This is a genomic window from Aeromonas sp. s2 (genome assembly GCF_040907935.1).
Classification (GTDB): Bacteria; Pseudomonadota; Gammaproteobacteria; order Enterobacterales; family Aeromonadaceae; genus Aeromonas; species Aeromonas dhakensis.
The window spans coordinates 57609-71121 of the sequence record NZ_JBFOCR010000018.1; the positions used below are offsets into that span (position 1 = coordinate 57609).

Consider the following 13513-nt stretch of genomic DNA (forward strand, 5'->3'; position numbering starts at 1 on the left):
GGATCACTTTTTTGGAGTTTGCATGGCACAACCCAGACTGAAAATGCGCCTCGGCGACCTGCTGGTACAGGAACAGATCATCTCGGATGATCAGCTGCAGCTCGCCCTGCAGCAGCAGCGTCAGACCGGCCGCAAGCTGGGCACCACCCTGATCGATCTCGGCTTCATCAGCGAGGTGCAGCTGCTGCAGTTCCTCGCCCGCCAGCTGGACGTGCCCTTCTTCGATCTCAACAACCTCACCATAGATGCGTCGGCGGTGCCGCTGCTGCCGGAAGTGCAGGCGCGCCGCTACCGGGCGCTGGCGGTCAACCTCACCGACAACAGGGTGACGGTGGCCATGTCGGATCCGGCGGACCTGAGCGCCCTCGACGCCATCGCCGCCCTGCTCAGTCCCCGCGAGATGGTGCTGGCGGTGGCCCGGGAAGGGCAACTACTGGAGTATTTCGACCGCCTCTATCGCCGCACCCGCGAAATAGAGAGCTTCGCCGAGCAGCTGCACGAAGAGTATCAGGACGCCGGCTTCGAGCTCGGCTCCAGCAACCTGGGGGCCGGCGACGAGGGGGAGGCGACAGTGGCCAAGCTGCTGCGCTCCCTGTTCGAGGACGCGGTGCAGGTGGGGGCCTCCGACATTCACATCGAGCCGGACGAGAAGGTGCTGCGCATTCGCCAGCGCATCGACGGTATCCTGCACGAGAACATATTGAGCGAGGTGCGCATCGCCCAGGCGCTGGTGCTGCGCCTCAAGCTGGTGGCTGGCCTCGACATCTCCGAGAAGCGGTTGCCGCAGGATGGCCGCTTCAACATGAAGGTGCGTGGCCGCGACGTGGATGTGCGGATGTCGACCATGCCGGTGCAGTACGGCGAGTCCGTGGTGATGCGGCTGCTGGATCAATCCTCCGGCATCCTGTCGCTGACCGAGACCGGCATGCCGCCGGAGATCCTGACCCGCTTCCGGCGCCAGCTCAAACGGCCCCACGGCATGATCCTGGTGACGGGCCCCACCGGCAGCGGCAAGACTACCACCCTCTACGGCGCCCTCTCTGAGCTCAACCAGGCCAGCCAGAAGATCATCACGGTGGAAGATCCGGTGGAATACCGGCTGCCCAGGGTCAATCAGGTACAGGTCAATCCCAAGATCGGGCTCACCTTCTCCCACGTGCTGCGCTCCACCCTGCGCCAGGACCCCGACATCCTTCTGGTGGGGGAGATGCGGGACAACGAAACGGTGGAGATCGGCCTGCGCGGCGCCATCACCGGCCACCTGGTGCTGACCACGCTGCACACCAACGATGCGGTCACCAGCGCCCTGCGCCTCATCGACATGGGGGCCCCCGGCTATCTGGTGGCGAGCGCGCTGCGGGCCGTGGTGGCCCAGCGACTGGTGCGGCGGGTGTGCGAGCACTGCGTCGAGGAGAAGGCGCCGGATGAAGGCCAGGCCACCTGGCTGACCGTGCTCTCCGGCGAGGCGCCGGGCCAGCATGTCTACCACAAGGGACGCGGCTGCCAGAGCTGCAACTTCACCGGCTACGCCGGCCGGATCGGGGTGTACGAGCTGCTGGAGCTGGATCAGCCCATGATGGATGCCCTGCGCCGCAACGACGCCGAAGGGTTTGCCAGGGCGGCGCGGGAGCACGAGCACTACCGACCCCTGGCCCTGACGGCGCTCGATTATGCCCGCCAGGGGATCACCTCGGTGGACGAGGTGCTGAGACTGGCCGAGGATCTGGGGTAAGTGATGACCAACTTCATCGGCCATGAACGGGGCCGGCTGGCGCGAGGCACACCATGAGCAGCTTTGCCTACAAGGGGCGTGACAGCCAGGGCAATGCCGTCAGCGGGTCGGTGGACGCGGCCAACGAGATGGCCGCGGCCGAGCAGTTGATGCGCCGCGGCGTGATGCCGACCGAGTTGAAACCCGGCAAGGCGAAGGCGGCCGCCCTCGACTGGTCGCTGTTGCTGGAGCGGGGCGTGCGGCTGGACGAGCTGGTGGTGTTCAGCCGCCAGATGTATGCCCTGACCCGGGCCGGCATCCCCATCCTGCGTGCCATCGCCGGGCTGGAGGAGAGTGCCCACAGCAAGCCGCTCAAGCGGGCGCTGCACGCGCTGGGGGAGGATCTGGGCAACGGCCGACCGTTGTCGAGTTCGATGCAGGCTCACCCCAGGGTGTTCAGCAGCCTGTTCGTGGCCATCATCCACGTGGGGGAGAACACGGGTCAGCTGGAAGAGGCGTTCTTGCAACTGGCCAACTATTTCGAGCTGGAGCTGGAAACCCGCAAGCGGATCAAGACCGCCATGCGCTACCCCAGCTTCGTGCTGATTGCCATCGGCATCGCCATGGTGATCCTCAACATCATGGTGATCCCGGTCTTTGCCGGCATGTTCGCCAAATTTGGTGTCGAGCTGCCGCTGGCGACCCGGATCCTGCTCGCCACCTCCCACTTCTTCGTGCACTACTGGTGGGTGATGCTCGGCGTGCTGCTGGCCATGGTGTTTGGCTGGCGGCACTGGGTCAGCACGGTCAAGGGCAAGCTGACCTGGCACAGATGGCAGCTCAAGTTGCCGATCGTCGGCACCATTATCGAGCGCTCCCTGCTGGCCCGCTTCGCCCGCAGCTTCTCCATGATGCTCAAGGCCGGGGTGCCGCTCAACACGGCGCTGAGCCTGGTGGCCGACGCGGTGGACAACGCGCACATGGCGGGGCGGATCCGCGACATGCGGGCCGGCATCGAGCGGGGCGAGAGCCTGCTGCGTACCGCCGGGGCCAGCGGCCTGTTTACCCCGCTGGTGATGCAGATGATCGCGGTGGGGGAAGAGACCGGCCAGGTCGATGATCTGCTGCACGAGGCGGCCGAGTATTACGAACGGGAGGTGGATTATGACCTCAAGAGCCTCACCGCCCGGATCGAGCCGATCCTGATCGGGATCGTGGCGGTCATGGTGTTGATCCTGGCGCTGGGTATCTTTACGCCTATGTGGGACATGATGCGGGCCGTACGCGGCAAATAGCCGGTATCTTTACCGTCACTGCGGGGCATGGTGTGCGCCGTGCGCGGCAAATAGCCGGTCAACGAGGAGGGATATGATGCGGGCGGTGTGGATAGGCGGCAGAGTGTGGAGCGAGACGGGTGAGTCGACAGTCACAACAGGATGAGCACTGGCTGGGAGGCTATCGGCGGCTGGCCGCGGTGATCCTGTTGCTGATCATAGTGGCGACCCTGGCCCGGAGCTATCTTGTCCATCGGGAGGAGGCGCTGGCAGTCAGCCTGACCCTGCTGGGGGAGCAGTTTGCCGAGCGAGCCCAGCGCCTGCACGGACTCTGGCTCGAGCAGCGACGACCGGCCCTGTTGCACGTCGACGGGGTGGCCTGGCAGTTTGATGCGCGGGGCTGGCCGCTGGGTAGCGGTGACCCGCTGACTCCCTCCGAGCATTGCCGCTGGCTGTGGGATCGGCTCATCGGCGCAACGGCCTCGACCCAGCCGCCGGTGCAGGCCCTGGCGAGCCTGGATGGCACCGGATGTGAGTTCGGCTTGGAACCTAATTGGCTGATTTATCACTTTTCTGACGGCAGAGTGCTGGAAAAGCCCTGAATGAGGCTTTTTTTGCGAGCCAGCTAAATGATTTTTTTGTATCTACATGAAATAATGTGGGTTATTACGGAGGGTTCATGACAACAACGCGACTGGTTCCAAAATATGCCGGTGTGGCGAGCCCCCATCGGGCAGCGGGTTTCTCGTTGATCGAACTGGTGATCGTCATCGTCATCCTGGGGATCCTGGCGGTGACGGCCTTGCCCCGTTTTCTCGATGTGACCGACGAGGCCAAGAAGGCCAGCGTGGAGGGGGTCTCCGGCGGGTTTGCTACTGGCGTATCGCTGGTGCGGGCCCAGTGGGAGGCCGAAGGGCGTGCCAAGCAGGACAGCCTCAATACCGTGATCTATGACGGCTCCCGCTTCTACCTGACCACGCCGACCGATACCCAGGTCAGCAATGGCGAGCTGTCGCCCGGCTATCCCATGGATACTTCGGCGGGCGGTGGCATCGACGTGGATCCGGCCAACCTGACGGCCCCGCGCTGTCTCAAGATTTGGGAGGGTCTGCTGCAGAACCCGCCCAAGGCTACCACCAGCTTCAGCGAGGTGCGTGGTAGTGGCAATGACCTGAAATACTATGTCAGTGTGACCAATAACGGCCTGGACTCGGTCTGCCGCTACTATCTGGTCAATAGTTTGAGTAAGGGTAGTGATGGCAAGTATCAGGATCCGCAAGGCAGTACTGATGCATTCATGAGTTTCAGTTACCGTCCGGCTTCCGGTCAGGTGACCACCAACATTAATTGACAGAGGAAAACAAGATGAAAAAACAGGCGGGTTTTACCCTGATCGAACTGGTCATCGTGATCATCATTCTGGGTATCCTGGCAGTGACCGCAGCACCCAAGTTCCTGAATCTGCAGGATGATGCCAAGAAGTCCGCCGCTCAGGGCGTGCAGGCCGCTGTCAGCAGCGCTGCCCAGCTGGTCTACAGCAAAGCGGCCCTGGTAGGTGTTGAGCGTGATGTCAGCGGCGCTGTAAGCAGCAGCGACGGTACCAGCATTGATGTGGTTTATGGTTATCCGGCTGCGACTACCAATGGCATCCAGCGTGCCGTCACCATCGACGGTTCCTGGGCTGGTGCTGCGTCTGGTGCAAACTTCGTATTTGCTACCAGCGGTTCCAAATGCACAGTGACCTATGCTCCTGCAAGCAGCACTGCTGGTGCTACCACTACTCTGGGTGGATGCTGATTCAGCATTAGTGTCAAGGAGGCGAGGCTTATGCCTCGCCTCCTTGTTTATGAACAGGGAGTGAGAATGCAACGAGGCTTTACCCTGATTGAACTGGTGATTGTAGTCCTGTTGCTCGGGATTCTGGCCGCCTTTGCCGTGCCCAAATGGCTGGGCAAAGGCGGCGTTGAAACCCAAACCCTGCGTGATGAGCTGCTGACCCGGCTGCGGTTGGTGCAGACCATCAACATGCATGAACCCGCCGACCGCTGTACCCAGCTGGTGGTGGAGGCTTCCCGTTTTGCCCATATCACGCTGGCGGCGACCGGTGCGGCGTGTCCGGCTCCCGGCCTCATGGCCGGCTGGAGCGACAATCAACGCACCCGTGGCCGCCTGGTCACTCCTTCCACCGGTATGGCGGTCTCCCTCAATAACGCCAACAGTTTCGTGATCCGTTTTGATCAGATGGGCAGGCCGCTCGGCAGCTGTGCCACGGGTTGTACCCTGTTGGTGAGTGATGGCCGGGAAACGGGCGGCATCAAGATCGAGTCGGAGGGCTTCATTCATGAGAGCCCCTGAGCGCGGTTTTACCCTGATTGAGCTCATCGTCGGCATAGTGCTGCTGGCGGTGGCCTTGACCGGCATCCTGGGTCTGCTCGTCAACCAGGCCCCCAGCGCAGTGGATCCGGTGCAGCAGGTGCGGGCGGCTCAGTTGGCCCAGCGGCTGGCCGGCGAGATCCAGCAAAAGTCGTTCGACGAGCAGTCGGATCACAACGGCGGCCGTTATCGCTGTGGGGAAGTGGTGGTCGGTGTCACCATTGCGGCCTGCTCGACCCGCTACGGTCCGGACGGCGAACCCACCCCCTATGCGTTCAACGACGTGGACGATTTCGATACCGCCGGCAGCTGGCAGGATGCCAGCTTCTACACCCAGAGCGGCGGCATCATCGCCAGCGACGAGTATCGCAACTATCAGGTCAGGATTGCGGTGAGCCCGGTCGACTTCAGCGATGGCACCTTCAAGAGCTGTGCGTCCCCCTGTTCGGTGGGCAAGCGCATCGATCTGCAGATCAAACTGCCGGATGAGAGCGTGCTCGACTTCTCTTTCTATCGGGGCAACTACTGATGCGGACGGCGGGCGGCTTTACCCTGATCGAGCTGGTGATGGTGATCCTGCTGCTGGGGATCATGGCCACCTTCGCCAGCCAGTTCATCGGCATCGGCAGCCAGATCTACGGAGATGCCAGCAGCCGCGAGCAGCTGATGAGTGATGCCCGCTTCGCTATGGAGCGGCTCAACCGCGAAGTACGCAATGCGCTGCCGGGTTCCGAGCGCATCGAGACCCTGGACGGCAGCTGGAGCGACAGCGGTCCCTGCCTGCGCTTCTGGCCCATCAGCACCTCCAGCCGTTACATTGCCCTCAACCGGAATGTGTCCGGCAGCACAACCACCCTCGAATTGGTGATGGCCACCCCTGCCTCGGCCGTCGATCCCTTAAGCCCGGATGCCAGTGCAGTCGCGGTGGGGGATCTGCTGGCCGTCTTCCCGCTGCCCGATGCCAACCAGCCTTCGCTCAGCAATGGTTGCGAGTACGGGCGCTGTGTCGCCAGGGTCACCGAAGTGCTGGCTCCGGTTTCGGGGGCACAGACCCTGCGCTACGCCGCGGCCGAGAGTCTGGCCGGTCTCTCCCCTGGCAGCCGGGTCTACTTTGCCCGCGAACAGGTACGCTATTGTGTGCAGGCGGGGTCCATGTACCGCGCCAGCATGGCGCTGAATGGTACAAGCGCGGCCATGCCGCTGGGGATCCTGATGGCCGATGCCCTGCGGGCCGGCTCTTTCTATCGGGAGGCCACGGCCTTCAACAGCGAAGGGGAGTTCGGCGTGCGGCTGGTGTTCGAGCGCAAGGGGGAAGCGGTCACCTTCAACCACAAGCTGGGGGTGTTCAATGTTCCCTGAGCGGCGCCAGAGCAAGAAGATGGGGGGCAGTGCCCTGCTGATCGCCCTGTTCGTGATCGTGGTGATGGCCATGCTGGCGGCGGTCATGGGGCGTTTTCTGCTCGACAGCAGCGAGAAGAACACGGTGGAGGTGCGCAGCGTGCGCGCCCTGCTGGCGGCCCAGAGCGGGCTGGAGCTGGCGCTCTATCGACTGTTCCCCAACCGGACGGCGGCCCAGCCCCAGCCACCGGCACAGTGCGAGCCCAGCAGGACGATCAGTTTCGCCGGCAACCCCGGGCTGGTCGACTGTCAGGCGGTGGTGCAGTGCCGCACCCTGGCGACCAGCTACAACAACGTGACGAGCACCGGCTATCGGCTCGAGAGTGTCGGCACTTGCGGTTTGCGCAATGACCTGACCAGTGCCAGTCCAGACTTCAGGGTGAGCCGCACCCTGATGGTCGAAGCGTATGACGGAGGCTGATGATGAAATGGTTGTGGGCGCTGGCCCTCTTCACTAGCCAGGTCTGGGCCTTCGATCCCATCGATACCGGCACCTTCTTTCCGGCCGTGGTGCAGGGTCATCATGATGACAACAACGATGTTTGCCACCAGATCAGCGGCTATCAGCTGAGCCAGCTCAACAACGCCAAGATCAACGGTACCGGCGGGTCGCCGCTCAACTTCTGCTCCATCCGGCCGGATCAGAACAATACTCCCCGTTGCGATAACGGAGCGGGTGGCTACAAGGTCTGCACCGTCACCGGCAGCGATATCCGCGGCCTTGCGCTGACAGGCAACAACAAGTTCCCGACCATAGCTGCCAGCAATGACCTGACTTGCTCATCAGGCGCTCAAACTGCCTCCAACGCTACCTATCGCACCATGACAGTGGACGGCTGCACCATGACCTTTCCCAGTCGCAGCTCGTATCAGATCAAGACCCTGACTCTGCTTAACAAGGCGACTCTGATACTGGGGGACGGTGACTATTTCATCGACAAGTTGAATATCGACAACGTGACCATTCGCCTCTCCGGTAGCGGCACAACCCGGATCTTTGTCAATCAGGACGTCACCTTGCTCAATACGGTCAGCGTCAACAGCAATGGCCAAGGGAGCCTTGTCTGGGTCAATTACGGCAACATGGTGCTCGATAACGCCACCACATTTTATGGCTATCTCTACACCGACGGCCGTTTGACCATGAACAACAATGCCACCGTCTATGGCAGGGTGACGGCCGGTTACCTGAGCATGGATGCCCAGTCCAGCATCAACGACTACTCGGTGCCGCCGCCGTTGACCTGCTTTACCGACGGTTTCGACAGCGGCCAGATCAACCCGGACAGCTGGGTGGTGGCTCAGCGCAACAACAGTACCCTGCCATCGGTACAGAATGGCCGCCTGCGACTCACCCAGAACGTCACCGATCAGGCCACCTCGGCGACCTTCCAGCGCCTCTTTCCGGGGGCCGGCAACCTGGTGACGATCGAATTCGATCAATACGCCTACAAGACCTCTGGCACGAGCGGGGCCGACGGCATGGCGGTGGTGCTCTCCGATTCGACCCTGACGCCGCAGCCGGGGGCCTTCGGCGGCCCGCTGGGCTATGGCTACAAGACCGGGATCAGCGGCTTTGCCGGCGGCTGGCTCGGGGTCGGGCTCGATGAGTACGGCAACTATGCCAACGAGGGGGGAAGTACCAACCTGGGGTCGCGGCCGCAGGCTGTCTCCATCCGCGGCTCTGGGTCGGGCACCTCAGGCTACAACTATCTCGCCGGTACCGGCAGCTACCTGAGCCCGACCGTCGACAGCGGCACCAACGGCAACCGGCCCCACCGCTATCGCATCACGGTCGACTCCCGGGTGGCTGGCAGCTCGCTGGCCACGGTGGAGCGAGACACCGGGGCTGGCTACAGCTCCCTGATCGGCCCCCTCAACATGGCGAGCCAGGCCGGTCAGGCGGCGGTGCCGGCCAATTTCCTGCTGTCGCTGACCGGCTCAACCGGCTCGGTGACCAACTACCACGAGATAGACAACGTGCGGATCTGCGCCCTGAGATCCAGCCCGGTGGGTACCCAGATCGATCACTTCGAGTTCGATCACAGCGGCAATGCGCTGACCTGCAACCCGGAAACCCTCACCATCCGTGCCTGTGCCAACCCGGATTGCAGCGTGCTGATCACCGACCCGGTCAGTGCGACCCTGCTCCCCACCACGACGACCAGCGGCGGCTGGGTCGGGGGCAACGTAGTCAACTTCAGCGGCGGCAGCACAACATTGCAGCTCAGAAACACGACGGCAGGCGCGGTCACAGTGGGGGTCAGCGGTTCCACGCCCTCGACCAAGCCGCTCAGCACCACCCTCTGCCGCTCGGGTGGCGGGGCGCTGAGCAGCGCCGCCTGCACCCTCACCTTTGCCGACAGCGGCTTCATCTTCGATGTGCCCGACACCTACTCGAACCAGCCGCAGACGGTGGCCATCAAGGCGGTCAAGAAGAGCGACGTGACCAAGCAGTGTGTGCCGGGTTTTGCCAACCAGAGCAAGAGCATCAAGTTCTGGAGCAGCTATGTCTCGCCCGCCAGCAACATCTACAACAGCAGAATGAGCGTCAACAACAGCGTGATCGGCACCAGCCAGGGCAATGCCACTGCGCTCTCCCTCAGCTTCGATGCCCAGGGGCAGTCGAGCATGACGGTCACCTATCCGGATGCCGGCAAGGTTCAGCTGGATGTCCGCTACGACGGCACCGGCAGTGAAGCCGGGCTGGTGATGCTGGGCTCGGATGCGTTTGTGGCGCGGCCGGTGGGGCTCTGCATCACGACCGCAGCGGCAGCATGTACGGGCAACTATGCCAGCTGCCCGATCTTCAAGAAGGCGGGGGAATCATTTCAGGTCGACATCAAGGCGGTGGCCTGGGAGTCAGCCAACGACGGCGACATCTGCACCGGCAATCTCGCGACCCCCAATTTCTCGCTCAGCGGCATCGCCCTGAGCAATACCCTGGTGGCGCCGACGCCGGGCAGAACCGCCAGCCTGGGTAAAACCAGTTATGACCATGGCGCTGCGGCCAACGGGACGACCAGCATGGAACAGAGCGTCAGCGAGGTGGGGGTGTTCAGGTTGACGGCGACCCCGCCGACCAACGGCTACTTCAATACCACAGTCCCGCCGAGCCAGAGCCAGCCGGTGGGCCGCTTCATCCCGGCCGACTTCGAGCTGGTGAGCGGCGACATAGTACCGGCCTGCCATCCCTTCACATATATGGGGCAGCCCTTCGGGGTTGCGCTGGATGTGCGCGCCCGCAACCTGGCCGGTGCCCAGACGGCGAATTACACGGGGGATTTCGCCAAGGGCAGTGCGTTTATCACTGCGGCCAACGACAAGGATGGCAAGACCCTGTCGAGCCGCCTGCGCAGCCTGCAGCCGCTGCCATGGCTCGATGGACGAGCCGCCTTTACTGGCAGCAGCGAGTTCGTTCGCGTGTCTGACGTCCAGCCGGATGGCCCCTACAAGTCGCTGCTGTTTGGCCTCTACATGCGGGATAACGATGGCGACAGAAGCCTGATCGCCATGCCCAATTTCAACGACGGGGTGGTGGGTGACTGCAGTGGTGGCAGTTGCAACGCCCGCCTGATCGACACAGTGCCGATGCAGGTCTATTTCGGCCGGCTGCTGGCGAAGACCGAGACCGGGGTGGCATCGGCCGCCTTGGCCGTGGCGCAGCAGATGCAGTATTACGAGGCCGGTGGCTGGCAGCAAAACAGGCTGGATCAATGCACCCTGCTGTCGCTGGCCAATCAGGGCTTCAGCTTCTCGGGCGCAGGCCAGAGCCTCGATTCTGCCAACAGCGAGCTCAACATAGGGGGCAATCGCAAGATAAAACTGGGGCTGGGCAGCTCGCCACCGGGCGGCATGGCTGCGGTGGCCAAAGATGGCGAGATCCTGCTGCAGTTTGGCAAACCCGAGATGGCGGTGCGCATTCCGTACCGGGTGGAGCTCTCGAAGCAGCCGACACAGCCACTCTGGCTGTCGGATCCCCAGACCCTGCAGGGAGAGGCCATTTTCGGCTCAAGTCGCGGTAATGACAGAATTATTTATCGGCGCGAAGTGATGCATTGAGCGGGGCTGCGGGGGCGCTGGCTGGCCGCCGGCCCCCTATCCCCTTGTTTATTAGCGTTTGCCGGCTTGTGCGGGTGAGTGATGACTCGCATTTTTGTCGCGCCCGATGGGCTGGCGACAGTTTGAGCGCTTGCCGATTGGGGTGGGCATTGGTAAAGTTAGCCGGTTTTCTGCACCTCCAAATTCTTAGGATTTCCCGTAGCCATGTTCAAAAAGCTCAGAGGCGTCTTTTCCAACGATCTGTCGATCGACTTGGGAACTGCCAACACCCTGATCTATGTAAAAGATCAAGGGATCGTCCTTAACGAACCCTCAGTTGTCGCCATTCGCCAAGAGCGCGGGAACGCCAAATCGGTCGCTGCTGTCGGTCATGCCGCCAAGCAGATGCTGGGTCGTACCCCGGGTAACATCTCTGCCATTCGCCCGATGAAAGACGGCGTGATCGCCGACTTCTACGTGACCGAGAAGATGCTGCAGCACTTCATCAAGCAGGTTCACGACAACAACTATTTCCGCCCCAGCCCGCGTGTGCTGGTGTGCGTACCGTGCGGCTCCACCCAGGTGGAACGTCGCGCCATCAAGGAATCTGCTCTGGGCGCCGGCGCCCGCGAGGTTTACCTGATCGATGAACCCATGGCTGCCGCCATCGGTGCCGGCCTGCCGGTCTCCGAAGCGACCGGCTCCATGGTGGTGGACATCGGTGGTGGTACCACCGAAGTGGCCATCATCTCCCTGAACGGTGTGGTTTACTCCCAGTCCGTCCGCATCGGCGGCGACAAGTTCGACGAAGCCATCATCAGCTACGTGCGCCGCAACTACGGCAGCCTGATCGGGGAAGCCACCGCCGAGCGCATCAAGCACGAGATCGGCTCCGCCTACCCGGGCGAAGAGGTGCGCGAGATCGAAGTCCGTGGTCGCAACCTGGCCGAAGGTGTGCCGCGCAGCTTCACCCTGAATTCCAACGAGATCCTGGAAGCGCTGCAAGAGCCGCTGTCCGGCATCGTCTCCGCCGTGATGGTGGCGCTGGAGCAGTCTCCGCCCGAGCTGGCTTCCGACATCTCCGAGCGCGGCATGGTGCTGACCGGTGGTGGTGCCCTGCTCAAAGATATCGACCGTCTGCTGATGGAAGAGACCGGCATCCCTGTGGTGGTGGCCGAAGATCCGCTGACTTGCGTGGCCCGTGGCGGCGGCAAGGCGCTGGAGCTGATCGATATGCACGGTGGCGATCTGTTCCACTACGAATAAGACCCAAAGCCGGCCAGCGTGCCGGCTCTTTTTTGACGACCCATGAAACCCATTTTTGGTAGAGGCCCTTCGCTTCAGTTACGGTTGTTTCTCGCCGTCATCATCTCCATTGCTGCCATCGTAGCGGACTCTCGCTTCGGTGTGTTCAGCCACGTCCGCGTCTACCTCAGCTCACTCGTCAGCCCGCTGCAATACATGGCCAATGCGCCAGGCACCCTGCTCGACACCATGTCGACCCAGGTGCAGACCCGGGCCGGCCTCATCGAGCAGACCAAGCAGCAGGAACAACAGCTGTTCACCCTGCGCTCGCGCCTGCTCAAGATGGATCATCTGGAGCACGAGAACCAGCGTCTGCGCGAGCTGCTCGGTTCGCCGGTGCACAAGGAGTCCCGCAAGATGGTGGCCGAGCTGCTGTCGGTGGATTCCGACCCCTTCAGCCATCAGGTGCTGATCAACAAGGGGGCGCTGGACGGTGTCTACAACGGCCAGCCGGTGATCAACGATCAGGGGGTGATCGGTCAGGTGCTGCACGTGGGTTCCACCACCAGCCGCGTCCTGCTCATCACCGACTCCAGCCACGGCATCCCGGTGCGGGTGCTGCGCAACGACTTGCGTGCCATTGCCTCCGGCAGCGGCGAGCTCGACAAGCTGGAGCTGCGCAACCTGCCGCGCAACACCGACGTGCAAGTCGGCGATTTGCTGGTCACCTCGGGCCTCGGCGGCCGTTTCCCGGAGGGGTATCCGGTGGCGACCGTGACCCGCTCCGACTACGTGGAGGGCAAGCCCTTCGCCCAGGTCGAGGCCAAACCGCTGGTGGCGCTGGACCGCCTGCGCTATCTGCTGCTGCTGTGGACCGACAAGAAACCGGAAGTGCATGACGATGAAGAGGCCCCGGCTACCGCGCCGGCGCCTTCTGCTGCGGGAGCGACACGCTGATGTTACAACCCGCCAGCGGCAGGATCTGGATCTGGATCTCGATCCTGCTGGCCTTGAGCCTGTCGATCCTGCCGCTTCCTTTCCAACTCGAACCCTTCCGGCCTGACTGGCTCGCCATGGTGCTCATCTACTGGGCACTGGCGTTGCCGCACCGGACCAACGTCGGTACCGCCTGGGTGGCGGGCCTGCTGTTGGACGTGCTGCTTGGCAGTACCCTCGGCGTGCGGGCCATGGCGATGGCCATCACCACCTACCTGGCGGCGTTCCAGTTCCAGAAGATCCGCAACTTCTCCCTCTGGCAACAGGCGCTGATCATCGGCTGCCTCTCGCTGGTGGGCAAGGTGACCATCTTCTGGGCCGAGCACCTGTTCAGCCGGGCCAGCCTCAATTTCGCCTACTTCTGGTCGACCCTGAGCACCATGCTAATATGGCCCTGGGTCTTCCTGGTCTTGCGCAAGGTGCGCCGGCGCTTCAATATCAAGTGAATGTGAGTAAAAACAACTAATTGTAACCG

At 62.8% G+C, this 13513-nt stretch carries 13 protein-coding genes; all 13 read left to right on the forward strand.

Annotated features, from left to right (window positions below):
* Positions 1 to 22: 22 nt before the first annotated feature.
* Positions 23 to 1732 carry an MSHA fimbrial ATPase MshE gene (gene mshE, locus AB5Y81_RS14625; RefSeq protein ID WP_017764683.1) on the forward strand — a complete coding sequence of 570 codons (1710 nt, stop codon included), beginning with the start codon at positions 23 to 25 and terminating at the stop codon, positions 1730 to 1732.
* Between the two features lie 53 nt (positions 1733 to 1785).
* Entirely contained in the window at positions 1786 to 3006 is a 1221-nt protein-coding gene (gene mshG, locus AB5Y81_RS14630; protein WP_368146713.1) for an MSHA fimbrial biogenesis protein MshG, read from the forward strand.
* A gap of 119 nt (positions 3007 to 3125) precedes the next feature.
* The gene (locus AB5Y81_RS14635) at positions 3126 to 3587 is read left to right on the forward strand and encodes a hypothetical protein (RefSeq protein WP_017778495.1); all 462 of its coding nucleotides are present in this window, start codon (positions 3126 to 3128) and stop codon (positions 3585 to 3587) included.
* A gap of 77 nt (positions 3588 to 3664) precedes the next feature.
* Positions 3665 to 4336, forward strand: a complete 672-nt coding sequence (mshB, locus tag AB5Y81_RS14640) for an MSHA fimbrial major subunit MshB (protein ID WP_043170659.1) — start codon at positions 3665 to 3667, stop codon at positions 4334 to 4336.
* A gap of 14 nt (positions 4337 to 4350) precedes the next feature.
* Positions 4351 to 4782 carry a prepilin-type N-terminal cleavage/methylation domain-containing protein gene (locus tag AB5Y81_RS14645; RefSeq protein WP_139398747.1) on the forward strand — a complete coding sequence of 144 codons (432 nt, stop codon included), beginning with the start codon at positions 4351 to 4353 and terminating at the stop codon, positions 4780 to 4782.
* 66 nt (positions 4783 to 4848) lie between these two features.
* Positions 4849 to 5340 carry a type II secretion system protein gene (locus tag AB5Y81_RS14650; protein ID WP_195877841.1) on the forward strand — a complete coding sequence of 164 codons (492 nt, stop codon included), beginning with the start codon at positions 4849 to 4851 and terminating at the stop codon, positions 5338 to 5340.
* Positions 5327 to 5887, forward strand: coding sequence for a prepilin-type N-terminal cleavage/methylation domain-containing protein (locus tag AB5Y81_RS14655; RefSeq protein WP_017778498.1), 561 nt, complete (start codon positions 5327 to 5329; stop codon positions 5885 to 5887). Before AB5Y81_RS14650 ends, AB5Y81_RS14655 begins: the two co-directional genes overlap by 14 nt.
* The gene (locus AB5Y81_RS14660) at positions 5887 to 6717 is read left to right on the forward strand and encodes a PilW family protein (RefSeq protein ID WP_017778499.1); all 831 of its coding nucleotides are present in this window, start codon (positions 5887 to 5889) and stop codon (positions 6715 to 6717) included. The genes AB5Y81_RS14655 and AB5Y81_RS14660 overlap by 1 nt, the downstream gene beginning before the upstream one ends.
* On the forward strand, positions 6707 to 7177 hold the full coding sequence (locus AB5Y81_RS14665) for a hypothetical protein (protein WP_010635369.1): 471 nt from the start codon (positions 6707 to 6709) through the stop codon (positions 7175 to 7177). Before AB5Y81_RS14660 ends, AB5Y81_RS14665 begins: the two co-directional genes overlap by 11 nt.
* The gene (locus tag AB5Y81_RS14670) at positions 7177 to 10818 is read left to right on the forward strand and encodes a DUF6701 domain-containing protein (protein WP_368146715.1); all 3642 of its coding nucleotides are present in this window, start codon (positions 7177 to 7179) and stop codon (positions 10816 to 10818) included. Before AB5Y81_RS14665 ends, AB5Y81_RS14670 begins: the two co-directional genes overlap by 1 nt.
* Before the next feature lie 204 nt (positions 10819 to 11022).
* On the forward strand, positions 11023 to 12063 hold the full coding sequence (locus AB5Y81_RS14675; protein WP_005308111.1) for a rod shape-determining protein: 1041 nt from the start codon (positions 11023 to 11025) through the stop codon (positions 12061 to 12063).
* Positions 12064 to 12105: 42 nt separating this feature from the next.
* Positions 12106 to 12999: a rod shape-determining protein MreC gene (gene mreC, locus AB5Y81_RS14680; RefSeq protein WP_005308113.1), complete on the forward strand. Its 894-nt coding sequence runs from the start codon at positions 12106 to 12108 to the stop codon at positions 12997 to 12999.
* A complete protein-coding gene (mreD, locus tag AB5Y81_RS14685; RefSeq protein WP_005308115.1) occupies positions 12999 to 13484 on the forward strand; it encodes a rod shape-determining protein MreD in 486 nt (161 codons plus the stop codon). The genes mreC and mreD overlap by 1 nt, the downstream gene beginning before the upstream one ends.
* Positions 13485 to 13513: the final 29 nt, after the last annotated feature.

Excerpts from the sequence above, each read along its gene's own strand:
- mshE (WP_017764683.1), top strand. The coding sequence starts at position 23 with ATGGCACAACCCAGACTGAAAATGCGCCTCGGCGACCTGCTGGTACAG.
- mshG (WP_368146713.1), top strand. The coding sequence starts at position 1,786 with ATGAGCAGCTTTGCCTACAAGGGGCGTGACAGCCAGGGCAATGCCGTC.
- mshB (WP_043170659.1), top strand. The coding sequence starts at position 3,665 with ATGACAACAACGCGACTGGTTCCAAAATATGCCGGTGTGGCGAGCCCC.
- AB5Y81_RS14645 (WP_139398747.1), top strand. The coding sequence starts at position 4,351 with ATGAAAAAACAGGCGGGTTTTACCCTGATCGAACTGGTCATCGTGATC.
- AB5Y81_RS14650 (WP_195877841.1), top strand. The coding sequence starts at position 4,849 with ATGCAACGAGGCTTTACCCTGATTGAACTGGTGATTGTAGTCCTGTTG.
- AB5Y81_RS14655 (WP_017778498.1), top strand. The coding sequence starts at position 5,327 with ATGAGAGCCCCTGAGCGCGGTTTTACCCTGATTGAGCTCATCGTCGGC.
- AB5Y81_RS14660 (WP_017778499.1), top strand. The coding sequence starts at position 5,887 with ATGCGGACGGCGGGCGGCTTTACCCTGATCGAGCTGGTGATGGTGATC.
- AB5Y81_RS14665 (WP_010635369.1), top strand. The coding sequence starts at position 6,707 with ATGTTCCCTGAGCGGCGCCAGAGCAAGAAGATGGGGGGCAGTGCCCTG.
- AB5Y81_RS14670 (WP_368146715.1), top strand. The coding sequence starts at position 7,177 with ATGATGAAATGGTTGTGGGCGCTGGCCCTCTTCACTAGCCAGGTCTGG.
- AB5Y81_RS14675 (WP_005308111.1), top strand. The coding sequence starts at position 11,023 with ATGTTCAAAAAGCTCAGAGGCGTCTTTTCCAACGATCTGTCGATCGAC.
- mreC (WP_005308113.1), top strand. The coding sequence starts at position 12,106 with ATGAAACCCATTTTTGGTAGAGGCCCTTCGCTTCAGTTACGGTTGTTT.
- mreD (WP_005308115.1), top strand. The coding sequence starts at position 12,999 with ATGTTACAACCCGCCAGCGGCAGGATCTGGATCTGGATCTCGATCCTG.